Below are 26,601 nucleotides of genomic sequence, written 5' to 3'. Positions count from 1 at the left end.
TGCTTGAGTTGTTTGAAATTTTAATCGCTATAATTTGGTATTTTTTTTTAAAATTTGATATATTTTAAATGTAGATAATATAAGTTAATTTTATTTAAAATGAATTTTTTGGATGAAAATAATTAACCCTATTCTTGGAGTGAAAAAAATAGAAGACAAGCTGTTGAAATTATTATTTTTTAAATATATAAAAGGTCATGAAGATATGGGGGCTATTAGAATGTTACAGGATAATAATTTATTGCTCTATAATTTTCTTTAGATCGGATATAACAAATTAGACGATGTTTAAGGGTTTTTGAAATTAGTTTTACAGATTTAAATTTTTCTCATTATTAGATTTTTAATTTTATCATTTGGTATAAAAAGTCACTCATATAGACTGATATTTTTTAATTTACTGGTCATAAATAGCTAGAATATTCAAGTTTCAAAATCAAGAAGTTGAGCTTAGGTGAAGTTAAGCTAAAGAAAAAGGTGTGTAAGGAAAGAAGATCCTTTAAGTACTGGAACTTACATAAAAGGGGAAAAACGGGTGAAAATTATTTAGTCCAGGCCAAAAAATAGGTGGATTTTCAACTATAAAGTTATTTTTTGTACGAATCATATCCCGCTTAGACTGCTAAGGACTTCTCAGAAAAGAAGAGAAATGAATTTTAAGAAGGGAATAAAATAACGATAACTTACATTCAAAAGGAAGCTTAGTTGAGGGCCGTATCATATCAATTCAGCAGCTGGCACAGATACAACCCGTCTGTTCAAAATGGAGAAAGTGCTTAGAGCTCTCTCCACAGCTCATTTTCATCTTTTAAAGGAATTGTGAAGTTAAAGTCATCATCATTACTGACCAAAAGACTGGTGGGAGTCTGCATGACCACTTTCAAAACAGTGCCTGCCTCAAAAATAATCGGGGTGCAATTTTCCTTTTCTAAGGTCAATGGTTTAAGTAATTCAATTACCGAACTTTCCATAGTTTTATTCCAAAATAAGATTACTTTTCGAGAGTTAAATCATAGCATGATTTTTGAAAATTTAACTATTTCTGCGAAAAATGAGAACTGGGTCAATGATTTATTTACTTCAGTAGCAGCAAAACCTTTTATCTAAACATCTATAAAACCATTATTGAGTATTTGATTTTATTCTATTTATAGAACCTTAAGAAGCTATATTCGTTTGTAATAAAACAGATAGGCCGTACTGATGTACAGGATTTAAAAATACATAAGGCAAAAACTTGATGATTCATGTGCCTGATTGCCTCTGGAGCTTTAGATAGGCTGATCAAGAATAAAAAGACTCATTAAGAGAAAAATACGTTTTGAAAATCTATAAAAATAAATTTTATAAGGGACTATGCATCGCTATGTTATTTTTTAAACTAAATTGAAAATTAATGCTTTATAACAGTAAAAGTCTAAAATAAGAATAAACTAGGCGTCATTTGGATGACCCAAATATAGAAGGAGAACTCGGTCAGCATGTTCAAGTCATTTTTTCCGCAACCTGTCTGGTTTTTTAGCAGCCTGATTTTGTGGTTTATCCTTAATCTTGTGCTTTGGCATACTGGCGGATCAGGATGGGGAGTCTATTTGGGTTTCCCTGAAGGCTATTCTGAGGAAAGTCTCGCTATCGGTATCAGTCGTTTCTGGTCAGCCAAGTTTCTCTGGTTCTACCTTTGGTTTTTTCTTGCCACTGCCATATTTGCTCTCTTCTGGACGTGGAAAGCACAACATCCATGGCAGCGTTGGTCAGTCTGGGGCTCGGCTTTTATCCTGTTTAATATCTGGTTTGGAGTACAGGTCAATGTCGTTTTAAATGAATGGTATAGCCCGTTTTATGACCAGATCCAGAAAATGCTAGGCAGCGGTGGCGGAGATGTTTCACTTCTCTATCAAGAAGCTTTAACCTTTATCTATATCGCCATGATTTACGTCACTTTGGCCGTATTTAATATGTTTTTCGTCAGCCATTATGTGTTCCGCTGGCGTACCGCGATGAATAACTATTACACGGCACATTGGGAACAATTGCGTCATATTGAAGGCGCATCCCAGCGTATTCAGGAAGATACCATGCGCTTTGCCAAAACCACGGAACAGCTGAGTGTTTCCCTGATTGAAGCATTGATGTTATTGATGGCGTTTCTGCCTATCCTGTACCAGCTTTCAAGTCATGTAAAGGTTCTGCCAATTGTGGGAGAAATACCGCATGCTTTAATGTGGGCTTCTATTGGATGGGCCGTATTGGGTACCGTCATTTTGATGGTGGTCGGGATGAAACTGCCAGGACTGGAGTTTAATAACCAGAAAGTCGAGGCTGCTTACCGTAAAGAACTGGTGTACGGAGAGGATCATGCTGATCGGGCTCATCCGCTGACACTGCAAGAACTGTTTAGCCGGGTACGCTGGAATTATTTCCGTCTGTATTTTCACTATGCCTATTTCAACCTGGTCCGGATCTGGTACTTACAGTTAGACAATATCTATGGATTATTTATCCTGTTTCCGAGTATTGCAGCAGGAACGATCACCCTGGGTTTGATGATGCAAATCCTGAATGTATTTGGAAAAGTACGTGAGTCCTTCCAATATCTGATTTTATCGTGGCCGACCATTATTGAGCTGATGTCGATCTATAAACGTTTAAAAGCATTTGAATCCCATCTGGATTAATTTTTTCTAAGTTACCCATTAGATTGTAAAAGCCAAATGATTTTATCTTTGGCTTTTTATATCTAAATCGACGTTAATATCTAATCGAAAAGCTTGATCTGACCGTTGGTTAGATCAGATCAAATAGGAGCAAAATATCCCAATATAGGGGTATTCAGGTCTGGTTTTCCTGATTAGAATCTTAATGACCAGCGAAGATGGAGTTTAATTTCCAGCGGTTTAACGTATAAAAATAAGAAGTGTACGTTGAGGAAATTATTCTGATGCTGATCTTGTTCAGACAATGCTATAGAGGGTAAAAAGTAATTTTTTACACATGATAATAAAGATCTGTACCATTATCTTGAATAAGCTGCCGAAGAAAGATTGCTATCTTTCTTCGGCTTTTTATGTGGTGTTCTATTTATTTCTGATTCAATCCCGCTGTTATTTATCCTTTAACTACGCGCCAGAAGGATGCTTATCTCAATTTTTATAGGCTGAGGCTTGGCATAATGTATAGGGTTGTGAATGATGTGCCTCCTTTTTATCTTTTAAATTTGATACTTATCAACATCTTGTGTTTGTTGTTTGCTGCTATTTAGGCTATGTTATACGGGAATTTGGGGTTGAGATATTTGCTGTGAAGCTAAACGTAATAATTCTAATAATAGGGGCAATAGGCTTGGCGGGATGTAATAGCGTGAGTCGGCTGAAATCAGGGGTTTTACATCCTTTTGCCAGTCCGGAAGAGCTAATCGCCAAGCGGGCTTTGAATCAACGTGATGGCAGTGCAAAAGATTATATTTATCTTTGGGGGCAAGCACAGAAAAATAACAGCACTCAGGCCATGTATCCGCGTTCGATCCTGACGCAATATTGTCATGAACAAGGCGGTAAATTTTCCCTATTGTATAGAAGTAATTTTAATGCCGTGGCAGATCTTGCCCAACGCAAACGCCTGAGTACAAACCGAGGTGTGGTACAGGGAAGCGGCGCCTATCAGTGTCGTATGGATGGCCTGGCTGAAAGCTGGATCGTCTCGATCGAGCCGGTTTCTGAACGACAGGTCGATAAAACCAGCCAGAACCGTAGCGTTCGATTGCTGACCAAGTTGATGAGTGCGACTGAGGCAAGAAACTTTTACCTTGCTGCAAATAAGAACACTGTCGCTACCCAGAAAAAGACTGCTGCATCGATAAAAACGCCTGTAACGAAGAGCACGAATGAACTTAAAGAATCAGCGCGTAAAGAGCAGGAAAGGAAAGAATTAGAGAGAAAGGAATTAGAAAGAAAAGAGTTAGAGAAAAAACAGATCGCGACGAGGGTAGTCCCCGTGAGAGCTTCAGTGGTAGAAACACCCCAACAGCAGCAGATGAAGCTCTATGTGGCAGCACGCCGTGATATTAATAGTGGCAAGAACCTGAATAATGCCTGCAATAATGCGCAGCGTGCCTACAATTATGGCAAATTGCAGGGGACTGAGGGAACTCGGGTTTATACCGAATCTGGTATGCTGGTTGCTCGCTGTTTGAACGGGATTCCGGCCTATGCCAACCGTTTCCCGAATGCTAAAACTCAGGCCAAGCGTGTGCTACAGAATCTGTCTAATAACTATAATCATAGTGGGGCGAAGAATATGTTGAGACAGATCAAATAAGCACTGAATTAAACGCATTTAATCCAGAATCCGTATGATGATTTTGATTCACCAGAAGATGGGATAAAAAATCAGTTCAATCAGGTCGGATATAGAGGATGAGATCCGACTGCGTTTGCTGGGCAGGTCGCGCGATTCGAACATCCATCTTCGAAAAACAGGATGGATCAATAACAATACGGTCAAGCTAAAGAACACAACCAGTCTCCAAGGAAGGATGCTGTTGAAGGTGTTTGCAGTCATCATGATTATTTTTATTGTTTGAATTTGAATAATAACGCTAAGTTTACTCGATCAATATCACCATCTAATGAATAGCATGATGGGATGAAATTTTTCATCTGAATTAATTTTAAATCCAGTTCAGGTTTTACAGAGTTCTATCAGTATATTTCCTTTTTACATGATACAAAGAAACTATTTTCAGCGCCAAAATGCTGATGTCATATTAAAAGGAAGTGGTGATGAGTTTAAAAAATTCTTCTCGTATTCGTTTATTTTTTCTAGGTGCAACATTGTTGGGAGCAGCACAGGTTACGATGGCTGGCCCAACGGTCGATCAGCTGAGTGACTGTTTGATGAAGTCCACTACAGCCACTGATAAAACCACGGTCTTGCAATGGACATTTGTGGCATTGGGCAATCATCCCGATTTAAAGGCTTTTAGCAATGTAACCGCAACTCAAAAGGAAGTATTAGACAAGAATCTAGGGACGGTGTTGCAGCGCATTTTAGTGGAGCAATGTTCAGCACAGACCAAGGCGGTGATTCAAGCTGAAGGTTTACAGGCTGTGGGCGATAGTTTTCAGGCTTTGGGTAAAACCACAGGTGAGGAAATTTTAAAGAATCCTGAAATCAATAATCAGCTTAAAGGTGTGCTGCGTTATATCGATTTAAATCGTGTGGCACAGACTTTTTTGACACCAGATTTGCTGAATAAGTTGGGGTTGTAAGAGGGTAAGCTGGTTTTATTTGAAAATAGCGATAATGATTTTAATCAGCCAGTAAATAGGATAGAAAATAAATTCAAGCCCATCTGCTAAGCCCAAACCGCGCTGTTTTCTATATGGTACAGGCTGAGCTGCGGATAGTCGTTTACGCCATTTGATCATTATCAGTAAAATGATAATGACCAGAGCAAATAATCCGATGAGGGTTTGAATGATGGTAAGTAATAGTTCAGGTGTCATTTTTGTTTTGCTTGGATATTTCTGATTTTATAGTATAAATAATAAAAATCTTGCTAGTAACCGCTTGCGCTGCATTTTAAAGTAGTGCTTTAAAACTTGCTCAGGAGAGGGAGTCTTTTAATAATCCTCTCCCTCTTGCGCGTTATAACGCTCATCCTTTAAAAAAGGAGAGGGAACTACGTGTATCAATTTGATTACGTGACAAAGTCCCCCTTTTCAAAGGGGGATTTAGGGGGATTAAATCAAATCAGGATAAAACTTTTCAAATTCTTTATTCACCGCTTTACCCCGTAATAAATAGCCTTTTGGCTGGATATAACTATAAATGTCCCGTGCAGACTGTTCATGCCAACCAATGTTAAATGCACAGAGTTTTGGGAAAAATTGTAGATGGCTATAGTTCAAATTGTTATGAATCCAATAAGCAAGTTGTTGCCAATTACTTTGGTCTTTTTCATACAATTCTAAGAATGATGGAATAACGATACACGCCGTCGCACCATAGCCTTTTACATCGGGATAGTCCCAAATATGACTGGCAAAGTTTTTCTCATTAGTTGCGCAGTTATGTCCTTTTTCATTGCCGAGTTGATTCACGCTTGGTGAGCGATAAGCTGAACGAATGGCAATACGTCCAAACTTTTGTTGTAGTGGCTCGAGCAGTTGTTGGCAGAGTTCTGTTCCTGTACGAATGGCGATGTCAGGATGATCTGGGAAGTTGGGTACACCGTACCAATTGGCGATTTCGCTATAAAGGAAATCACGCATGAAAAAGGATTTAGACAGCTGAATGCGTCCTAAGTCTTCGAGTTTGGCGATTGAGGTTACTTTTTTGATGGCCATAAAAATTACCCAACTCAAATAATATTATTTTGCTTAGCTCTAACTAAGTAATCGAGTTTTAAATTGCCTTCAGCAGATTTTAAAGTCCATTCTTTTGAAAATTTAAACTTGAGCATTGATCTTAATGTATTAGCAATAGTTAAAACAGGAAATGTAGTTGAAGCAATATCAATAATCCCAGTTTTTATCATTTCAGCTAATACACTTTCATTAAATTCTAAACTTACTGAATGATCGACTCGAGAGGTAAAGCGAAAACGTTCAGTGAGAGTTCTGTCTAAGTTATGAATTGCTACTTTTAGATCATAAAATTCTTTTTTCCTTCTTAAGTCTTTATCTTCGCTATTTAATATTTTTTCATATATCTCATCTAAAGAATTATGTAATGCTATCAATTCAGCATTTCTTTGTGTTTTGAAATCTAATAAATCGTGAATAGCTATATCTTTTCGCGGAACAGGTAATAATTTTCTTAGCTCAACTTTTAAAACATCTTTATTACTATATTGAATTGGATCATTGTCTTTGGAGTCGAGCATATTTACGAGAGTCCAATCATTTTCAGGATCTTGAAGTTTTATATTAGCCACATATGTATGAGATTTTTGAAGTATATTTGCCATTTCGCCTGAGTTAAATGGGGACTTAACAAGCTCTAAAATCCCTGCTTCAACATAATCCTGTTCGAAAGGAAGTCCTAATTTTATAGCTCGTTGTTCAGGTATCGCTATTTTGTCCCAATACAAAGAAAAGTATTGTAATTCTTGAGTGTTATATGACCTTTCAATAAAGACACTATTTTTTTCTACATCACATTTCATTAAGGCTGGAGGAATAATAATACCTCTTTGCATTATTTTAGTTCTCGAAAAAATTATTACCTTAATTATAAGTGATAAATAAAAAGAAAACCCGCTCTAAAGCGGGTTTTCTTTTAAAGAAAGATCAGATCAACCAATCAATTTCTTCATCAACTCATTCACTTGCGCAGGGTTGGCTTTACCCTTAGACGCTTTCATCACTTGACCAACCAGACCGTTGAAAGCTTTTTCTTTACCAGATTTGTACTCTTCAACCATCTTCTCGTTGGCGGCAAGCACTTCCTTAATAATTGCTTCAATCGCGCCTGTATCAGTTTCCTGTTTCAAGCCTTTTTCAGCAATAATCTCGTCCGCAGTTTTGCCTTCTTCCCACATAAAGCCGAACACTTGTTTCGCGATCTTACCGCTAATGGTGTTATCGACAATACGTGCGATCATGCCGCCCAGTTTCTCCGCAGAAACAGGAGAATCTTGAAGATCTAGGCCTGCTTTGTTGAGCGCCCCTGAGAATTCGCCCATCACCCAGTTTGCAGCAATCTTACCTTGTGCAGCGCCGCCAGCAGCTTTCACGACTTCTTCATAAAACTCTGACATTTCACGAGTAAGCGTTAGAACGTGAGCATCGTACTCAGTCACGCCAAAGTCCGCCACAAAACGCGCACGACGTGCCGCAGGCAGCTCAGGCATGGTGGCTTTGATTGCTTCGATTTGTTCATCCGCAATCACCACAGGCAACAAGTCAGGGTCAGGGAAGTAACGGTAATCGTTGGCTTCTTCTTTTGAACGCATTGAACGCGTTTCCATCTTCACAGGATCGAATAAACGCGTTTCCTGATCAATGGTGCCGTCCCATTCCAGAATTTCCATTTGACGTTCAATTTCAACATTGATCGCCTGTTCAATGAAACGGAATGAGTTGAGGTTTTTCAATTCGCAACGCGTACCGAAGGGTTGACCCGGACGACGTAAAGACACGTTACAGTCACAACGGAACGAACCTTCCGCCATGTTGCCGTCAGAAATGCCTAACCAGCGCACCAGCGTATGAATCGCTTTAATATAAGCAACCGCTTCTTCAACCGAACGCATATCTGGTTCAGAAACGATTTCAAGCAGTGGCGTACCGGCACGGTTCAAGTCGATACCGGACATGCCTTCAAACTGGTCATGAATCGATTTACCCGCATCTTCCTCAAGGTGCGCACGGGTTACGCCAATCCGTTTAACCGTGCCATCTTCAAGCTGGATGTCGATATGACCCAAGCCCACAATCGGATTGTCCATCTGGCTAATCTGGTAGCCTTTTGGCGAATCCGGGTAGAAATAGTTTTTACGCGCAAATACGGAGGCCTGATCAATATAGGCATCGATACCCAAACCAAAGCGAATCGCAAGATCCACCACTTCTTTATTCAATACCGGCAATACGCCCGGCATGGCCAAATCAACCAGGCTGGCTTGGGTGTTTGGATCATTACCGAAAACAGTCGATGAACCTGAGAAAATTTTGGTATTGGTGGCAAGCTGAGTGTGAATCTCGATACCAATAACGACTTCCCAACCCTCAATCAGGTTAGATTTTGGTTTAGCCGCTTTTGTAGAATTGTTTTGAGCTTGAGCCATTATGCATTCTCCTCAGCAATTGCCGCGCGTTGTGTATGCCAATCAGTTGCTTGCTGATACTGGTGTACCACAGACAATAATTGCGATTCTGACCAGTAATTCCCAATCAACTGTAAGCCAACTGGCAAGTTGTTCTGGTCAAAACCAACAGGCGCGTTAATCGCAGGAAGACCTGCCAGGTTCACTGCAAGTGTATAAATATCGCCCAGGTACATTTCAACCGGAGTCAAATCCGCACCAATTTTATAGGCAGTCGTTGGCGCAGATGGCGCAGCAATCACATCGACAGATTCAAAGGCTTTAAGGAAATCTTGCTGGATCAGGCGACGTACTTTTTGTGCTTTCACATAATATGCATCGTAGTAACCCGCGGATAACGCATATGTGCCAATCAGGATACGACGTTGCACTTCTGCACCAAAACCTTCTGAACGTGAACGTTTGTACAAGTCCATCAAGTCCACTGGATTTTCACAGCGGTAGCCATAACGCACACCGTCAAAGCGTTGTAAGTTAGAGGATGCTTCAGCAGGTGCGATCAGGTAGTAAGTCGGAACGTAGCTTTCGGTCATGTTGAGGTCGATCTCAACCAGCGTAGCGCCCAGGTCTTCTAACTTTTTCAATGATTCTTCGACACGTGCTTTAACATCTTCAGCTAGGCCGGCAACATTAAAGTACTGTTTTGGAATACCAATGCGTAAACCTTTGACGGATGTATCATTCAGGTTCGCCACATAGTTATCTACGGTTTGATTCATCGATGTTGAATCTTTGGCATCATGACCGGCCATCACGTTCATCAGGTAGGCACAGTCTTCCGCCGAGCGTGCCATCGGGCCGCCTTGGTCTAAAGATGATGCATAGGCAATCATACCGAAGCGCGACACACGGCCATAGGTCGGTTTAAGTCCTGTCAGGCCACAGAATGACGCAGGTTGACGAATAGAGCCACCGGTGTCAGTACCGGTAGCAAAGGGTGCCAGATCCGCTGCAACAGCTGCTGCTGAACCACCTGAAGAACCGCCAGGGACATGGTCTAAATTCCAAGGGTTAGCCGTTGCGCCGTAATATGAGTTTTCAGAGGTCGAACCCATGGCGAATTCGTCCATGTTCAATTTACCCAAAGTCACCAGGCCCGAAGCTTTGCCTTTCGCGACAACGGTGGCGTCATAAGGAGAGATAAAATTGTCCAGTATTTTAGAACCGGCAGTGGTTTTGATGCCTTGAGTACAGAAAATGTCTTTATGCGCGATTGGTACGCCTGTTAACACATTTGCACCACCTGCCTTACGCAGTGTGTCAGCCGCATCAGCTTCTGCCAATGCCAATTCAGGCGTAACGGTTACATATGATTTTACTTGAGCATCAATTTTTGCAATACGCTTTAAGTAATGTTCAGTCAATTCGCGAGATGAAAACTGGGCATTTGCCAGACCTTCACTGAGTTCACGAATGGATAAGCGATGTAAATCTGTCATGAGAAATAATTCTTTACGTTTAATTTAATAAAAAGAATGAACTGGGTAGTAATTACTCAATCACGCGCGGTACGAGGTATAGACCATCCTGAACAGCAGGTGCAACTGCTTGGTATTGCTCGCGATGATTGCTTTCTGAGACCACATCTTCACGTAGTGGCTGAGGATGGTCGAAAGGGCTCTTCAGCGGTTCAATTCCGTCGGTATTGATGCCTTTCAATGTGTCCATCATGCCTAAAATCTTATTTAAACTTTGAGCATATTCAGCAGATTGCGTATCATTGAGAGATAACCTTGCAAGGTGGGCAATGGCTGAAACTGTTTCTGCACTTAAATCTGCAGAATGCTGTGCATCCGATGTAGACATAATATTACCTAATCAGTATTAAAAAAATTCAAATTATCATGCGTTATGATAAGCGATTGACTTGTCCAAATCATCACATTTAGTTAAAGTTGCCACCTTGCGTCCATATAAAGTTTAATTGAGAACGTCCCCGTGATTCTAAAACGACTAATAGGCTTGTTTTCGCCAGATCTTGCCATTGATTTAGGTACTGCAAATACACTTATTTATGCGCCAGGACGAGGCATTATATTAAATGAACCCACGGTTGTAGCTATCCGTCATAGTGGTTCACATAAAATTGTTGCCGCTGTAGGTCTTGAAGCGAAACAAATGCTAGGTCGTACCCCAGCCAATATCTCAGCAATCCGCCCCATGAAAGATGGGGTGATTGCGGATTTTGAAGTCACTGAAACCATGCTGAATCAGTTCATTCGCAAAGTACATGAAAACCGTCTGTTTACTCCGGCACCGCGTGTGGTGGTGTGTGTACCATGTAAATCGACGCTGGTTGAACGTCGTGCTATTCGTGAAGCGGTATTTAATGCTGGTGCACGTGATGTCCGTTTAATCGAAGAACCGATGGCAGCGGCCATTGGTGCAGGTATGCCAGTTGAGCAGGCCTGTGGTTCAATGGTGGTCGATGTCGGTGGTGGTACCACTGAAATTGCGATCATTTCCCTGCAGGGTTGTGTCTATGCAGATTCTTTACGGATTGGCGGTGATGTCTTTGATGAGCAGATCATTAACTATGTGCGTAAGGCGCATGGCTGTGTGATTGGTGAAACCACGGCAGAAGTGATCAAAAAAGAAGTGGGCATGGCCTTGCCAGATGAAGGTGCTAAACCGCTTGAAATTGAAGTTCGTGGCCGTAATCTTGCAGAAGGTGTACCACGTGCGATTGTGGTTAACTCAGACGAAGTGACTCAAGCCATTTCAGATCCTTTGCAAAACATTGTGTCTGCGGTGAAATCAGCACTAGAACACACACCTCCTGAGCTTTCTTCGGATATTGCTGAACGCGGTATCGTGTTAACCGGTGGTGGTGCATTGCTGCGTAATCTAGACAAGCTGCTGGCCAAAGAAACCGGCCTGCCGGTTGTGGTGGCAGAAGATCCACTCTCATGTGTAACCCGTGGTGGTGGCAAGGTACTCGAATTTTTCGACAATCCAAATCATGACATGTTATTCGTAGGCTAAGAAAAGGATTCGGCGGGTGCAAGCACATCTGTTTTCTCGACAACCGCCATCTTTTCGCTCTTTTATCATTGCATTGGTAACATGCTTGGTGGTGCTTTTCTTTGATTGGCGCATGCCACATGTTGTACAACCTGCAAGGGATGTCCTGTACGCGGCCTATAATCCTATTTATGCTGTGGCCAGTTATCCGGTATTGTCGCGAGAGTGGTTGAATCAACAAACCAAGTCTGAAGTTCAGTTGCGTCGGGAAAATACCGCGATGCAGGCTGAGTTGTTGCAGGCGCAAGTTCGCTTACAAAAAATCTCTGAACTTTCTGCTGAAAATACCCGTTTGCGCGGTCTGCTCGATACACCACTGATCATTGACGGGCGTATTGAAATTGCGGAAGTGATTGGCACCGATGCCGATCCTTTAAGACATATCATTGTGATCAACCGGGGTTCAAATAACGAGCTGAAAGTCGGGCAAACGGTACTGGATGACAAGGGGATTATGGGACAGATTATTAATGTCTATCCGCATAGTAGCCGGGTCATGCTGTTGTCTGATAAAGAACATTCATTGTCAGTGCGTCTGGAACATACCGGAATGCGTGCCATTGTCTCGGGGACGGGTGATCTGGGACGTTTGAAAATGGAATATGTACCGACCAGTGCCAATATCAAGGTCGGGGAAAAAGTCTATAGTTCCGGCTTGGGCCAACATTTTCCGGCAGGTTATCTGGTGGGGCAGGTGTCCAAAGTACAACGACATAATTCAGGTGAATTTGCCCAGATTGATGTAACGCCAGCCGCGCAGCTGGCCGGTGGTCATCATGTGGTGGTGTTATTTTCCGATTCATTGGCGATGGAGCAACCGCATGTCAATCGCTAAGATGAAATCCAGAAAGCATCGTGATCCCTTATTTGCCATCGTCATTTCGGTGATCGTGGCTTCGATTTTGATGGTCTATCCACTTTCTTATACCCTCTCGGGCTGGCGTCCGCTGTTCATGCTGATGGTGATGCTATTCTGGGTGTTGTGTCAGCCGACCTGGTGTGGGATCTGGTTTGCCTTTGGTACCGGTATTTTTATTGATTTGCTGCTGGACGCACCTTTAGGTCTGAATGCCCTCAGCTTTATTATTATTGCCTTTTTAGCCCGATTCCTGACTCGTGAACGCCGTATCCTGACCTTTAATAATCTCTGGGTGATTACGGGGCTGGCAATTGTTGCGCATTTGCTGATGATCTTTTTTGCCCAGATTGTGGCAGGCGTGCAATTTTCTTTTGCCCGGCACTGGATTCCAATGCTGACCAGTATTCTGGTTTGGCCTGTCCTCTATTATATGTTGAAAAAATGGCGCATATAATTCTCGCTTCCAGCTCACCTCGGCGTTGTGAGTTATTACAGCAGCTCGGACTGAGCTTTGATATCTACAGTCCGGATATCGATGAATCTGTGCGTGAAGGTGAATCCGTCGCGGCTTATGTTGAACGTCTGGCACGAGCCAAGGCTGATGCAGTGGCCGAGCGTTATCCAGATGCAATCATCATTGCTGCGGATACCAGTCTGGGGGTCGATAGTGAGATTTTGGGTAAACCAGAATCCAAGCAACATGCCATTGAAATGTGGACAAAAATCTCCGGTCGGTGGCATGATGTCTATAGCGGTGTCTGTGTTCGTACAAAAGATGAAAAATACAGTATAGTGGTACGTACGCAGGTCGAATTTCAAATCCTGAGTGCCGCAGACATGGAAAGTTACTGGGCCACAGGTGAGCCGCTGGGGAAAGCCGGGGCTTATGCGATTCAAGGAATTGCAGCACGTTATATTCCAAAAATACAAGGCAGCTATTCCAATGTGGTCGGCTTGCCGCTCTATGAAACCGTACAGTTATTACAGACAGTTAAGGCACTAAATTAACTGCTGATAAAAAGAATTTTTATAATGTTTTGAGTGTAATTATGTCTGACGAGTTATTGATTAACGTCACGCCGATGGAATGTCGGGTCGCGTTGATTGAAAACGGCACGGTCAATGAACTGTTTGTCGAGCGTACAGCCAAGCGTGGCTTGGTCGGTAATGTCTATAAAGGCAAAGTGGTACGGGTCTTGCCGGGTATGCAGGCTGCGTTTGTGGATATTGGTCTGTCCAGAACGGCATTTTTGCATATCAATGATATGGTCTGGCCGCGCCAGCAGCCCACCCCAAATGTCTTTGAACTGCTTCAGCCCGGTCAAATCCTCACGGTTCAGGTGATGAAAGATATGCTGGGCACCAAAGGTGCTCGTCTTTCCACGGATCTGTCTATTCCTTCGCGTTATCTGGTGCTGATGCCTTATGGCAATCATATTGGGGTGTCGCAGCGAATTGAATCTGAGGAAGAGCGCAATCGTTTACGTTCGATTATTGAGCGGATTCAGGCCGAGCATAAGCTGCCAGGCTCAGTGATTGTACGTACCGCTGCTGAAGGTATTGAAGAAGCAGCCATTGCCCAAGATATGGCTTATCTGGCCAAGCTTTGGGAATATATCCAGCGTAAGCAGAAGATTATTGCAGTTCCCTCCCTGATTTTTGAAGAATTGCCTTTACCACAACGGATCATTCGTGATCTGGCCAATGAAGAAACTGCAAAAATCTACGTCGATTCACGTGAAATTCACGCCAAGCTGCAAGAGTTTGTCGAAGAATTTGTGCCGAATATGCGAGACCGCTTACTGCACTACCCGGGCGAGCGTCCAATTTTTGACTTATATAATGTTGAAGAAGATCTGCAAAAGGCGTTGCAAACTCGTGTCGCATTGAAATCGGGCGGTTATCTGATGATTGATCAGACCGAAGCCATGGCCACCATTGACGTCAATACCGGTTCTTATGTTGGTGGTCGCTCACTGGAAGACACTGTTTTTAAAACCAATATGGAAGCGACTCAGGTCATTGCACGTCAGTTGCGTCTGCGTAATCTGGGTGGAATTATCATCATTGATTTCATTGATATGCAGGAAGCGCAGCATCGTGAAGAAGTGATGAAACAGTTTGAGCGCATGTTGGAACGTGACCATGCTAAAACCAAGATTACTCAGGTATCTGAACTGGGTCTGGTGGAAATGACCCGGAAACGCACCCGTGAGTCACTGGAACATTTACTCTGTGAATCCTGTCCGACTTGTCAGGGACGTGGTTATGTCAAAACAGCCGAGTCAGTATGTTACGAAATATTCAGAGAAATTCTGCGTTATGCACGTGCTTATGAGTCGCAGAGTGGCTTTACTGTTGTCGCGCATCCCGCTGTAATTGATCGTTTACTAACAGTAGAGGCCCCAGCAGTCGCTGATCTAGAGCATTTCATTAATCGCGTGATTAAGTTCCAAGTAGAAAATCTGTATACGCAAGAGCAATACGATATCATTCTCAGCTGAAATTGTAACAGAATATCGTTAAACACTTGTTACATCTGAAATTTTACATTGGTGCTGTTATTTACAATACTAGATGCATGAATTAGCCAAAGCCGTTTCTCCCAGTTTCAGGCTTAGCAAAAGGAGTGTGTTATGAATATGAGTAAAGCAGTAATTAATAAAGGCCTAAAACACGTATTAGAACCAAAGACTGTACATGCAGGATATATTGTTGATGAGCGCGGTAATGAAGTCCAGATTACCGCCAGCATGATTCGCAATGCCTGCCATCAATTATTACAACAGTGTCGTACGATCAAAAGCTGATGCTACCGATACAGAATCTTGTGCAGATTGAAATAAATTCTAGGCAATCAAAAATGGATGCATCATCCCAAAAATATAAAATAAATTTAAAACGATGTTAAAAAATAAAACCAAGGGGCTCTATGAGCCCCTTAATTATGTGCGCTAGGACTGGCAAAAATGATCAACACTTTTTTCAGTTTATATATTCTATTTATTGATCTGCGGCTAGCTCACCGCCTGTAACTTTGGGACAGGTTCACCATCTACAATTCGTTCAAAACGCTGGATTTCTTCTTCAAGATGCGTCAGCAGATTCTGCATTTTCGGCAGGGCATTACGGCATGCGGTTAAGCCGACTTCCAGTTTGTCCAGATAGCTGGTCATGGTAATGTTTAAAGCCTGCCCATCTAGTACAATTGAGGCTGGATAAAGCGCTTCGAGACGTGCACCATTCCAATATAGCGGTTCCTGAGGGCCGGGTACATTGGAAATAATCACATTAAATGCCTGGCGCGTCGGCATTAAACCCGATGCAATGTTCAGACCGGCTGCACCATAGACAAAGGCACTATAATTTAAAATCTGATTGGCATTCATGCGTTTAAAACGTTCCTTGGCACTCAGTACACTGCCACGTACAATTTTGAGACGTTCCAGAGGATCTTCTTTATGGGTGCCCAGATTGGCCAGAATCATGGTAATGCGATTGGAAACATCCGAATCATCACTTCGAACCGAGGCCGGAACCATAGCAATTAATGGTTTTTTCGGTAAAGCGTTTTGTGATAGTAAATATTCACGTAGTGCACCTGAACAGATGGCCAGTACCATGTCATTAATCGTGACGCCCAATGCTTTAGAAATATGCCGTAAACGTGAAAATTCAAAGGATTGTGCCGCAAAACGACGCGAAGCACTGACACGTTGGTTCAGAATACAACTTGGTGCCTGAAAACTGGACACATAATCCGGATTGCGCCCCATATCCTTCATGACGGTCTGAGACAGCTCATAAGCGACGCGTGGTGCGCATTCTAGTTGGCCTTTAATGGTTTGCAGGACATTTTTAAAAGCATTGACTTTAGGTGCTTTAAGGCGTTTGGCGCGTGGCCCTTCCACACACCAAGGCGGTACAATACTCTTGGCATTCGGATCATGCGACAGCGATTTTTCGACCAGACGCATGCCGGCGATTCCGTCCACCATCGCATGATGGATCTTGAAATACATGGCAAAACGATTACCTTCAATCCCTTCAATAATATGACAGGTCCATAAAGGCTTGGCACGATCAATCAGCGCACTATGTTCTTGTGAAATATAAGTGAGCAATTCACGGATACGACCCGGTTTCGGCAGGGCAATATGACGAAAATGGTGATCTAAATCAAATTCTTGGTCTTCATCCCAAAACAGGCCGTTTAAATAATTATTAAAAGGTGGAATCGGCGATGATTTGGAGTTTTGAATATCAGTGACGAGATCCTGAATAAAGGAAGCTGGTGCATTTTCGGGAATTTGGAATAAAAATAGCCCACCTACATGCATAGGCTGCTGCCGTTTCTCTAAAGTTAAGAAAATAAAATCAATTGGATGTAATGGACGCATAGCGTAGATTGCCTCACTGCACTTTCTTCAGCTGCTCTGATCCGAACAACCTTGTTAGAATTATTAATATTGACATTACAAAGTATAGCGATTTTGCCACGGAAAGGTACTGATTTTTCTGTAGATGATTGGTTTATGAAAAAACCACCGACGAGTCGATGGTTATGCTAGATCATTTTTGCAAGTTGCCGGCATGCAGACCACATTCTTTATGCGTGGCTTCTTCCCACCACCAGCGGCCTTCACGTTCATGCTGATTCGGCAGGACAGGGCGGGTACAGGGTTCACAGCCGATTGAAACAAAACCTTTTTCATGCAGCGCATTATAAGGCACTTCCATCATGCGGATATAACTCCAGACATCTGCACTGGACCAGTTGGCCAGAGGATTGTATTTGATCAGCTGCTTACCCGGACCGGAAAAACCTGGATCTGCCTGAACCACAGGAATTTCATTGCGTGTACCCGGACTTTGGTCTTTGCGCTGACCAGTAATCCAGCCATCCAGCGTCGCCAGTTTTTTACGTAGCGGTTGAACCTTGCGTATACCGCAACATTCCTGATGGCCATCTTCAAAGAAACTGAATAAACCTTTGGTGGTCACTAAATTTTGTACTGCATCCGTTTCAGGGAAGCAGATTTCAATCTCGATGTTGTAATGCTTACGTACCCGTTCAATAAACTGATACGTCTCTGCATGTAGACGGCCAGTATCCAGACTGAATACCCGGAACGGTTTACCGAGATGCGATGCCATATCAATCAATACAATATCTTCAGCACCAGAAAATGAAATCGCAATTTCACCTTGCTGGCTCAGTGCAAGTGCCAAAATTTCATTGGGCGATTTATCTGCATATTCAGATGCAAGTGCATCAATACGATCAATAGTAGGAATGATGGTCATGAGAATCCTGGCGATATAGGCTTGGAAAGGACATGGCCTATATTAATTAATTTCACCTCTATTTTAATAGAATTGATTTAATTGACTTATCACTAAAAAATAAATACTTATGAAAAAAATAGATTTAAAAAAGTACAGTACAAAATCTGTTGCTTCAGCTATGATAGTGCAAAATTTTTTCAATACAACTTAGAGGGAATGTTCATGGAAGTCGTATGTCTAGATTTAGAAGGCGTGTTGGTTCCAGAAATCTGGATTAACTTTGCCAAAAAAACCGGTATTAAAGAGCTTGAAGCGACGACTCGTGACATTCCTGACTATGATGTACTGATGACCCAACGTCTGAATATTTTAAAACAGCACGGTTTGGGCTTGAACGATATTCAGGAAGTGATTGCAGAAATGGGGCCTTTCCCAGGAGCAAAAGAATTTGTAAAATGGGTCAGTACGCATTTTCAATTGATTATTCTTTCAGATACTTTCTATGAATTTGCACATCCACTCATGAAGCAACTGGATTGGCCGACTATTTTTTGCCATAAATTAGAAACGGATGAAGCAGGCATGATCTCTGCTTATAAATTGCGTCAGCCAGATCAAAAACGTCAAGCAGTGAAAGCGTTACATGGTTTGAACTTCCGTGTCATTGCAGCAGGGGATTCTTATAACGATACAACCATGCTGGGCGAAGCAGATGCTGGTTTCCTGTTTGATGCACCTGAAAATGTCATTGCGGAATTTCCGCAATTCCCGCCAATTCGTGGCTATGAAGCATTAAAAGAAGCGATTCGTAATGCTTCAGTGCGTGACATTCCGGCTTAATCTTTTAAGTACATTGGAATAAAAGAAAGGGCGCTTATAGCGCCCTTTCTTTATGAGATCGATTTATTAGAAGCGATAACCGATTTTCATGCCATAACCGAGTGCATAATTATCTTCAAAATCACCCACGATATCTGTACCACGTTTTGCTTTAGCATCACCTAGCCAGAAGTATTTAACACCGGCTTGAATAAAATAGTTTTCAGCAGGGCTGTATTGACCACCTAAGCCCACGCTCCAGTAACCTTCAGTTGGACCAAGAGTCGTGACAGGATTACCTGCACCAGAATCGTATCCGACAGCTGCTGTACCTGACCATTTATTATTAAATTTATGACCTAGACCCACAGTTGCTGAATATTGATCATCAGAATAGTCAATTAAGTTTTGATTAATTATAGGATGCGACAGTAATTGTGGGCTAACTGCGAAATTATCCCAATGCACCCAACGTAAGTTGGCGAATGCTAAAGTATTTTGTGCAATACCTGTTTGAAGATCAATATTTACTGATTGTGGAGTTATTGCTTCAACATCACTATTGATATTTCTGAGATCAACAGTTACCGGGAGTAAGGTACCTGCTGGAGCATATAATGTTGAAGTTTCTTTACTTTTAGCATCATGTTTAATTTCGGAGCGATATGTAACAGAAGCTTTTAAAGCAATTTCAGGAATTTGATAAGCAAAACCTGCCAGCCAACCCCAAGCTTCTTCCTGTTCAATTTTAATGTTATACCCACTTAATGCTTTATAAGCTGCACCACGTAATGAAATATCGGCTTCAACAGTTTGCCATACTGGACCTGCATAAAAATTCCAGTTTTCTGTAGGTTGATAGCCAATTAATGCAGTTAAATTATGAGTATCTACTTCAACTGAAGTACCTTCTACTCCATCACCAAATGAACCTGCAATTGAAGAATACTTTGCATCTGCGCCAAAAGGTTGATCATAAATTAAACCAAGTGAAATTTTATCAGTCGCTTGTACTTTAATTGCTGCAGAAGGGAAATAATAGTCTTCACCCATATCACTGATTTTCTCGCCCTCTAAACTAGTGACTGTAGAAGAACCTTTTACCGTTGGATCTAAGACAGAAATACCTGCTTCTGCATAATTCCCCGGTTGTAAAAAGGCAGAAATAGACTGACCAGAACGATCTAGGCCTGCTGCCTGAACAGCAGAAAGAGGTAAAGTGCTAAGTAAAATAGCTAAATAAACTTTATTAAGCTTCATGGTACGTTCCCTGATGCCATCTGTAACAAAAATGTGCTGGAAAAGTAACATAAATTTAAAAAGAGTAAATGCTCAGCTTTGCCGAAGAAATGAACTAAAGCGGTTAAGGAAAGGGGTTGCTTAGAGTATTTATACTATATTTTTTAATTTAAGTTTATGAAAAATATGAAATTTAAATTGTTTAAAATAGTGCAAAAGAACTAAAAAATTATTAATTTTAATTGATGGTAAAATAATCGAATAATATGCAAGTGTATAAAAATAGAATGAGACAATAAAAAACCACCCGAAGGTGGTTTTTTATTTTAGGAGAACTTAGAAGCGGTAACCCATTTTTAAGCCATAACCTAAAGCGTGGTTATCTTCAAAGTTACCTACATTTGGATTAGCAACTGTTAAAGCTTGAGCATCACCTAGCCAGAAGTACTTCACACCGCCAGCAATAAAGTAGTTAGGCGCTGGGCTAAATTGTAAACCAAGGCCTACATTCCAGTAACCTTCTGTTGGGCCAAGTGTAGTTACAGGATTACCAGCACCTGAGTCCCAACCTACAGAAACATTACCTGCCCATTTATCGTTAAATTTACGACCTACGCCTACAGTAGCTGACCATTGCTCTTCATTATATTCAACAAGATTTCCACCTTCCAAGGCAGATTGACCCGGTAAGGTAGATAATGCATCTAACACTTGACCAAATTCATTTGGTCTAATAGCAAAACCTTTCCAATCTACCCAACGAACATTCGCAAATGCCACAGTGTCTGCCATGATGCCAGTTTGGAAATCAAGATTTACAGATTGAGGCGTGGTTACAGATGTTTTGCCTGGTGTAAATTCACTGATAGCATCACGAGCTTGTCCTGCTATACCCGCTGCCATTTGCTCTCTAGTTGGTGATGGAACTGTCGCTGGAATTTGAGCCAATGCGCCTTGATAAGTTAAGCCGAAAACTGCATTTCTAGTTGCATTAAAAGGATCAGCACCAGCTAGTGTTTCTCTAGTTGCCAATTCATGCTCAATATCTGAACGATAAGTTAAAGATGCTTTTAAGGCAATTTCAGGGATTTGAAAAGCGAGGCCTGCTAACCAACCTGTAGCACCATCTTTTTTCATATCTGCGTCATACGCAAGTGTTGTACCTAAAGCATTATAGGCTGTACCACGTAGTGTTACTTTTCCTTTCGCTGTTTGATAAACAGGGCCAGCATAGATGTTCCAGTTTTCCGTTGGTTGAAAACCAAAAATGGCAGTTAAGTTTTCAGTTGTTACTTCTGCTGCTGTACCTTCTCCGCCAAATGAAAATGCGCTACCAACAGAATTTGGTGCTGAATATTCTGCTTCAGCCCCAAATGGTTGGTCATAAAGAAGACCAAAAGAAAAATTATCAGTAACTTGGAACTTTAAAGCTGCTGATGGGAAGTAGTAGTCGCTTGCCATATCACCGGTTGGTTGGCCCCCTAAAGCAGTTGAACTAGTACCAGATACCGAAGGGTCTAATACAGAAATGCCTGCCTCAAAGTAATTACCTGGTTGTAAAAACGCTGCGATAGATTGTCCCGAACGATCCATAGCTGCAGCAAATGCGCCTGTCATTGGTAACGTTGCTAAAATCATTGCAGTAGTTAATGTTTTTAATTTCATTTACGTCTTTCCTTGAGGTACAAATTTATATCTAGCGTTGTTGTTTGCACTTATTTGATTTTTTGGAGATAACGGTTAATAAACCGTAATCATTTGTTACTCCATGTGCCAAAAATACCACAATTAAAATAAGAGTAAATGCTCTAGAAAAAACTAATTAGTCTAAAAAAGCACCAAAATAGAGTTTTTACACCAAAAAATAGCCTCATTTTGAAATAAGTATTTGAAAGTAAAAGAAATAAAATAATGAAGAAAAAATGACTTTTTGTATAAAAAATATTCTAAAAATATGAAGATTAACGCTAATTTTTTGAAGTATAGATCACATTTTGAAAGGATGGTGCGCCCTGCGGGACTCGAACCCACGCCGGTCACTTAGGAGGCAACTGCTCTATCCAGTTAAGCTAAGGGCGCAAAGAACGGTTAATGTACTGCAAAATAAAGCAAAAAAAAAGTTATTGCTGGAGCAATAACTTTTTCAAATCTCATTTAAATAACGTGATTAGCTATTTTTCGGTTTAAGCAACTTAAACAGGCCTAACATGATCACAATCCAGACAGGAATCATATAGACCGATTCCTGGAATCCTTGTGTCCACATAATGTAAAGAATAGTTGCAATAAAGCCCAGTACCAAGATGTTGCTTGCAGGTGACCACAGCGCAGGGAACGATGTTTTCTGTCCGAGCTTTTTCATACTCTGAATAAATTTCAGATGGGTCAGCGTAATCATGGCCCAGTTCAATACCAATGCACCGACTACGATGTAAATCAGATGACTTAAGGCATCTTCAGGCACGAAGTAGTTGAGTAGTACACAACCGAAAATCAGCGCGGCAGAGAACAATACAGCAGGAATTGGCGTACCTTGCTTATTCACTTTCATGAAGACTTTCGGGGCATTTCCTTGCTGTGCTAAACCATACAGCATCCGGCTATTGGCATACATACCGCTGTTATAAACTGACAGTGCTGCTGTCAGAATAATAAAGTTCAGTAAGTGTGCAGCCCAGCCAATACCCAATTGACTGAAAATCATCACAAACGGACTTTTATCCAGGCCACCCAGTTCCAGCTGATTCCAAGGCACCAGCGACAACAGAATCGTTAATGCACCGACATAGAAAATCAGAATACGGAAAACCACCTGATTAATCGCTTTCGGAATGGTTTTCTCTGGATTTTCAGCTTCTGCTGCTGCCATACCAATCAGTTCGATACCACCAAAGGCAAACATCAGGAAGGCCAGCATGAAGAATAAACCTTCAAAGCCATTCGGGAAGAAGCCACCTGCAGTCCATAAGTTGCTAAACGATGCAGCTGATGATGCATCTGCAGTCAGGATCAGGTACAAGCCAAAGACAATCATGGAAACGACCGCAGTCACTTTAATGATTGAAAGCCAAAATTCTGATTCACCGTAGAATTTCACATTGCCGAGGTTGACCAGGGTAATCACGATAAAGAAAAACAGTACCGATGCCCAAGCTGGAATAAAAGGCCACCAATAGTTAATATATTTCGCAACGGCAGTAAGTTCGGTCATGGCCACCAGGATATATAAAATCCAGTAGTTCCAGCCCGCAAGGAAACCGGGGAACTTGCCCCAGTATTTATAAGCAAAATGGCTGAATGAACCTGCGACAGGTTCATGAACAATCATCTCACCCAATTGACGCATGATTAAAAATGCAATCAAGCCACCAATGGCATAGCCCAAAATAATAGAAGGACCCGCAGATTGGATCACCTGTGCGGAACCTAAGAATAAGCCTGTGCCAATTGCACCGCCCATGGCGATCAACTGAATATGACGGTTCTTTAAGCCACGCTGAAGTTGTGAAGACTCGTTATTCAAAGTGTTCAGCCCGACAATGGAAAAAATAAGTATAAAGATTGTAATGGAACAAAGTTCAGAAACCTAGTGCAAGACTTTGAATGAAATATTATTATCAGATTTATAATAAAAAATTATAAAAATAAATTAAATAAAAGATAACTGAATCAATATATTAATTTTATTGACATTGTAACTGATGAGTTTCCTGTTTTTTTGCTCTGATACGAATGCTGATTTTTTATACTTAGGTCGGAGCACTGAACTTCCTTGGCTTTAAAGCGATTATACTCTTCTCATAAGTATTCCATAACTTTTACCAAAACAAAGACAAGCCAAAGGATGAAACAATTCATGAGTTTTGCAGCCCAAATCAAGATTCCTGCAACCTATATGCGTGGAGGCACCAGTAAAGGCGTTTTTTTTAAGCTGGATGATTTGCCCGCAGAAGCACAACAGGCCGGCCGGATTCGTGATCAGCTTCTGCTGCGCGTGATTGGTAGCCCAGATCCTTATGCTAAACAGATCGATGGTATGGGCGGCGCCAGTTCCAGTACCAGCAAGACCGTGATTCTGTCAAAAAGCCAGCAGGCCGATCATGATGTAGATTATTTATTTGGTCAGGTGTCAATTGACCGTCCTTTTGTGGACTGGAGTGGTAATTGCGGTAATCTCACCGCAGCAGTGGGAGCTTTTGCCATTTCTAATGCTCTGATTGATAGATCACGTATTCCGGAAAATGGGCTGTGTACAGTCCGCATCTGGCAGGCCAATATTCAAAAAACCATTATTGCGCATGTACCAATGCGAAATGGTCAAGTTCAGGAGTTGGGCGATTTTGAACTGGATGGCGTGACTTTTCCGGCAGCCGAAGTACAGATCGAGTTTTTAGATCCTGCCGATGATGATGGCGAAGGCGGTTCGATGTTTCCGACAGGCAATCTGGTCGATACGCTGGAAGTTCCCAATATTGGCAGTTTTGAAGTCACCATGATTAATGCCGGCATTCCCACCGTGTTCTTGAATGCGGGAGATTTGGGGTATAACGGCACCGAGCTTCAGGATCATATGAATAATGATGCGGCAGCGCTGGCAAAGTTTGAAACCATTCGTGCTTATGCTGCGAAGCAGATGGGATTGATTCAGGATATTAGCGAAGCAGCTAACCGTCAGCACACCCCAAAAATCGCTTTTGTAGCGCCATCCAAAACTTATACCTCATCAAGTGGCAAGGTTATTGCCGAAGCAGATGCCGATATTCTGGTTCGCGCCTTGTCTATGGGGAAACTGCATCATGCCATGATGGGCACAGCTGCGGTGGCCATTGGTACGGCGGCAGCCATTCCGGGGACTCTGGTGAATCGGGTGGCAGGCGGTGTAGAGCGTGAAGCCGTGCGTTTTGGCCATCCTTCGGGGACTTTAAGAGTCGGTGCACAAGCAAGCCAGGAAAATGGAGAGTGGAAAGTGAAGAAAGCCATCATGAGTCGCAGTGCACGTGTGTTGATGGAAGGTTGGGTACGCGTTCCTGAAGATGTTTTGCTCTAGTTTGATTTGCCGACCCATTATTTAGCCTGAGAAAATTACTGTTGTGACCATTACTGGCCAAAATTTTGACTCAGCTATCGTTGGCATGGTAGGAAGTAATAAAAGCTATCAGAGAATACGTTTAAATATCTAAACTTGTTTATATTTAGAGGTAGATATTGTCCAGCCTCATCTTTCCTTTAAAAGTTTAAATGGATTTGTGCAGGTGAAATCCTACTTTGGAAAGACCCAAGGTAGGCAAAGGTCTCTTATTGCCCATACACAACGTCCTGTGGTGATGGGCAATGTGTGGCATCTCTGCCACAGGCACTTGATAAATCCAAGCACTTCAACTCTGGGACAGTAGCGCTGTCGCGGCAGTGGTTTTTTAGTGGAGGAACATATTTTGATATCTATTGCTGCTTTAAATCAATCCACAGATAAAGCTGAAAATTCAAGGCGATTGTAGGTACAATAGTGCTTATCAGGACAAGTGGCTCAAACTTGTTATTTTCATCCTTCCGGACTATGTATTCGAGGCAAATGTGTCATCTATTACTGACGTATCAATCCATGCATTGACTCAAGCACAACATCGTATTCAACAAGATTTACTGACAGCCCTAGATGCCTTTGCCATTCCTGAACCTTTAAAGTCGGCGGTGCATCATGCCGTGATGCTGGGAGGGAAGCGTGTTCGTCCAGCATTATGCTATGCCACAGCAGCACTAAAACCGAATCAGAATACCGCGGCGGTACGCCGTGCGGCGGTTGCGATTGAATTTATCCATTGTTATTCACTGGCACATGATGATCTGCCGTGTATGGACAATGATTTGCTGCGCCGTGGTCAGCCGACCTGTCATGTGGCTTATGGTGAAGATACCGCGCTTTTGGCAGGTGATATTCTACAGTCGATGGCCTTTGAAATTTTAGGCAGTCGTCTGTTTGATCAAGGTCCTGCGGTAGATGCTTCGATTGTGCTAAAACAAATGCAGATTCTGGCCACAGCCTCTTCGAAAATGGTCAATGGTCAGGTGTTGGATTTGCAGTCCGAAGGCAAAAAAATTGATCAGGACGTATTAGAAACCATTCATCGTAATAAAACCGGTGCCTTGATGAGTGCTGCGATCATGATGGCGGCGGTCACAATCTTTGAAGGTACAGATCTGGCGATTCCAAAGCTGCGTGAGTTTGGACAGGCGATTGGTCTGGCCTTCCAGGTGCAGGACGATATTCTGGATATTATTTCTGATACCGAAGTGTTGGGTAAAACAGCTGGCAAGGATGAGCAGGTAGAAAAATCGACATATCCTGCCTTGATGGGGCTGGAACAGGCCAAAGCCTATGCACAGCAATTGCATGATCAGGCCTTAGCCGCACTTGCTCATTTTGATGATCAGGCGGCAGAGCTGATCTCTATCACCCAGTTTTTACTTCAGCGTAAAAATTAAAATGCTTGAATCTGTTCATTGTTTTTATTTTGAGTGATTGTTCAGGTATTAAAAAAGCGGA

The 26,601-nt window shown here is 42.0% G+C and carries 24 protein-coding genes and 1 tRNA gene; 13 read left to right on the top strand and 12 right to left on the bottom strand.

Going from position 1 to position 26,601, the window contains the following annotated elements; genetic code table 11:
* The first annotated feature begins 870 nt into the window (after positions 1 to 870).
* From FTU42_RS12575 to FTU42_RS12560, 4 genes are all read left to right on the top strand, one after another.
* On the top strand, positions 871 to 1,107 hold the full coding sequence (locus FTU42_RS12575; RefSeq protein ID WP_171294222.1) for a hypothetical protein: 237 nt from the start codon (positions 871 to 873) through the stop codon (positions 1,105 to 1,107).
* A 374-nt stretch (positions 1,108 to 1,481) separates the two neighbouring features.
* Positions 1,482 to 2,675, top strand: coding sequence for a peptide antibiotic transporter SbmA (sbmA, locus tag FTU42_RS12570; RefSeq protein ID WP_005096155.1), 1,194 nt, complete (start codon positions 1,482 to 1,484; stop codon positions 2,673 to 2,675).
* Positions 2,676 to 3,357: 682 nt separating this feature from the next.
* Positions 3,358 to 4,314 carry a hypothetical protein gene (locus tag FTU42_RS12565; protein ID WP_005172121.1) on the top strand — a complete coding sequence of 319 codons (957 nt, stop codon included), beginning with the start codon at positions 3,358 to 3,360 and terminating at the stop codon, positions 4,312 to 4,314.
* Positions 4,315 to 4,778: 464 nt separating this feature from the next.
* Entirely contained in the window at positions 4,779 to 5,267 is a 489-nt protein-coding gene (locus tag FTU42_RS12560) for a hypothetical protein (RefSeq protein WP_159138444.1), read from the top strand.
* A 15-nt stretch (positions 5,268 to 5,282) separates the two neighbouring features.
* Here the strand turns inward: FTU42_RS12560 and FTU42_RS12555 are convergent, their stop codons facing one another.
* The 6 genes from FTU42_RS12555 to gatC form a co-directional block, all read right to left on the bottom strand.
* Positions 5,283 to 5,504: a hypothetical protein gene (locus tag FTU42_RS12555; RefSeq protein WP_180041197.1), complete on the bottom strand. Its 222-nt coding sequence runs from the start codon at positions 5,502 to 5,504 to the stop codon at positions 5,283 to 5,285.
* A gap of 237 nt (positions 5,505 to 5,741) precedes the next feature.
* On the bottom strand, positions 5,742 to 6,347 hold the full coding sequence (locus FTU42_RS12550) for a hypothetical protein (protein ID WP_100357577.1): 606 nt from the start codon (positions 6,345 to 6,347) through the stop codon (positions 5,742 to 5,744).
* A gap of 14 nt (positions 6,348 to 6,361) precedes the next feature.
* Positions 6,362 to 7,201: a DUF6236 family protein gene (locus tag FTU42_RS12545; protein ID WP_100357576.1), complete on the bottom strand. Its 840-nt coding sequence runs from the start codon at positions 7,199 to 7,201 to the stop codon at positions 6,362 to 6,364.
* Between the two features lie 96 nt (positions 7,202 to 7,297).
* A complete protein-coding gene (gene gatB, locus FTU42_RS12540) occupies positions 7,298 to 8,791 on the bottom strand; it encodes an Asp-tRNA(Asn)/Glu-tRNA(Gln) amidotransferase subunit GatB (protein ID WP_159138442.1) in 1,494 nt (497 codons plus the stop codon).
* Entirely contained in the window at positions 8,791 to 10,269 is a 1,479-nt protein-coding gene (gatA, locus tag FTU42_RS12535) for an Asp-tRNA(Asn)/Glu-tRNA(Gln) amidotransferase subunit GatA (protein WP_159138441.1), read from the bottom strand. Before gatA ends, gatB begins: the two co-directional genes overlap by 1 nt.
* 52 nt (positions 10,270 to 10,321) lie before the next feature.
* Positions 10,322 to 10,636, bottom strand: coding sequence for an Asp-tRNA(Asn)/Glu-tRNA(Gln) amidotransferase subunit GatC (gene gatC / locus FTU42_RS12530; protein ID WP_005096170.1), 315 nt, complete (start codon positions 10,634 to 10,636; stop codon positions 10,322 to 10,324).
* Positions 10,637 to 10,768: 132 nt separating this feature from the next.
* On the opposite strand from gatC, the gene FTU42_RS12525 reads away from it, so the two are divergent.
* From FTU42_RS12525 to FTU42_RS12500, 6 genes are all read left to right on the top strand, one after another.
* Entirely contained in the window at positions 10,769 to 11,815 is a 1,047-nt protein-coding gene (locus FTU42_RS12525; RefSeq protein WP_004279360.1) for a rod shape-determining protein, read from the top strand.
* Between the two features lie 16 nt (positions 11,816 to 11,831).
* Positions 11,832 to 12,689 (top strand): rod shape-determining protein MreC, encoded by an 858-nt coding sequence (mreC, locus tag FTU42_RS12520; RefSeq protein WP_005096172.1) that lies wholly within the window; start codon positions 11,832 to 11,834, stop codon positions 12,687 to 12,689.
* Entirely contained in the window at positions 12,676 to 13,167 is a 492-nt protein-coding gene (mreD, locus tag FTU42_RS12515) for a rod shape-determining protein MreD (protein ID WP_005096176.1), read from the top strand. The genes mreC and mreD overlap by 14 nt, the downstream gene beginning before the upstream one ends.
* Positions 13,155 to 13,721, top strand: a complete 567-nt coding sequence (locus FTU42_RS12510; protein WP_005096178.1) for a Maf-like protein — start codon at positions 13,155 to 13,157, stop codon at positions 13,719 to 13,721. The genes mreD and FTU42_RS12510 overlap by 13 nt, the downstream gene beginning before the upstream one ends.
* Positions 13,722 to 13,762: 41 nt before the next feature.
* Positions 13,763 to 15,217, top strand: a complete 1,455-nt coding sequence (gene rng, locus FTU42_RS12505; protein ID WP_005096179.1) for a ribonuclease G — start codon at positions 13,763 to 13,765, stop codon at positions 15,215 to 15,217.
* 132 nt (positions 15,218 to 15,349) lie between these two features.
* Entirely contained in the window at positions 15,350 to 15,523 is a 174-nt protein-coding gene (locus FTU42_RS12500; protein ID WP_005096185.1) for a PA1571 family protein, read from the top strand.
* Between the two features lie 207 nt (positions 15,524 to 15,730).
* Here the strand turns inward: FTU42_RS12500 and FTU42_RS12495 are convergent, their stop codons facing one another.
* Entirely contained in the window at positions 15,731 to 17,113 is a 1,383-nt protein-coding gene (locus FTU42_RS12495; protein WP_005096186.1) for a wax ester/triacylglycerol synthase family O-acyltransferase, read from the bottom strand.
* A 172-nt stretch (positions 17,114 to 17,285) separates the two neighbouring features.
* Positions 17,286 to 18,020 (bottom strand): phosphoadenylyl-sulfate reductase, encoded by a 735-nt coding sequence (locus FTU42_RS12490; RefSeq protein ID WP_159138440.1) that lies wholly within the window; start codon positions 18,018 to 18,020, stop codon positions 17,286 to 17,288.
* A gap of 204 nt (positions 18,021 to 18,224) precedes the next feature.
* Here FTU42_RS12490 and thrH point away from each other — a divergent pair, with 204 nt between their 5' ends.
* On the top strand, positions 18,225 to 18,842 hold the full coding sequence (thrH, locus tag FTU42_RS12485) for a bifunctional phosphoserine phosphatase/homoserine phosphotransferase ThrH (protein ID WP_159138439.1): 618 nt from the start codon (positions 18,225 to 18,227) through the stop codon (positions 18,840 to 18,842).
* A gap of 66 nt (positions 18,843 to 18,908) precedes the next feature.
* Here the strand turns inward: thrH and FTU42_RS12480 are convergent, their stop codons facing one another.
* From FTU42_RS12480 to FTU42_RS12465, 4 genes are all read right to left on the bottom strand, one after another.
* Entirely contained in the window at positions 18,909 to 20,081 is a 1,173-nt protein-coding gene (locus tag FTU42_RS12480) for an outer membrane protein transport protein (RefSeq protein ID WP_159138438.1), read from the bottom strand.
* 315 nt (positions 20,082 to 20,396) lie between these two features.
* Positions 20,397 to 21,725 (bottom strand): OmpP1/FadL family transporter, encoded by a 1,329-nt coding sequence (locus FTU42_RS12475; RefSeq protein WP_159138437.1) that lies wholly within the window; start codon positions 21,723 to 21,725, stop codon positions 20,397 to 20,399.
* A gap of 338 nt (positions 21,726 to 22,063) precedes the next feature.
* Positions 22,064 to 22,139 (bottom strand) — tRNA-Arg (locus FTU42_RS12470).
* An 88-nt stretch (positions 22,140 to 22,227) separates the two neighbouring features.
* Positions 22,228 to 23,583, bottom strand: coding sequence for an amino acid permease (locus FTU42_RS12465; protein WP_159138436.1), 1,356 nt, complete (start codon positions 23,581 to 23,583; stop codon positions 22,228 to 22,230).
* A 333-nt stretch (positions 23,584 to 23,916) separates the two neighbouring features.
* Between FTU42_RS12465 and prpF the strand changes: the two genes are divergently transcribed.
* Both prpF and FTU42_RS12455 read left to right on the top strand, forming a co-directional pair.
* Positions 23,917 to 25,107 carry a 2-methylaconitate cis-trans isomerase PrpF gene (prpF, locus tag FTU42_RS12460; protein ID WP_180075233.1) on the top strand — a complete coding sequence of 397 codons (1,191 nt, stop codon included), beginning with the start codon at positions 23,917 to 23,919 and terminating at the stop codon, positions 25,105 to 25,107.
* A 524-nt stretch (positions 25,108 to 25,631) separates the two neighbouring features.
* A complete protein-coding gene (locus FTU42_RS12455; RefSeq protein WP_005096193.1) occupies positions 25,632 to 26,540 on the top strand; it encodes a polyprenyl synthetase family protein in 909 nt (302 codons plus the stop codon).
* Positions 26,541 to 26,601: the final 61 nt, after the last annotated feature.

The sequence above is a fragment of the Acinetobacter sp. YH12102 genome, assembly GCF_013419125.1.
Taxonomy (GTDB): Bacteria; Pseudomonadota; Gammaproteobacteria; order Pseudomonadales; family Moraxellaceae; genus Acinetobacter; species Acinetobacter pseudolwoffii.
This window is presented reverse-complemented; position numbering and strand designations above follow the sequence as displayed.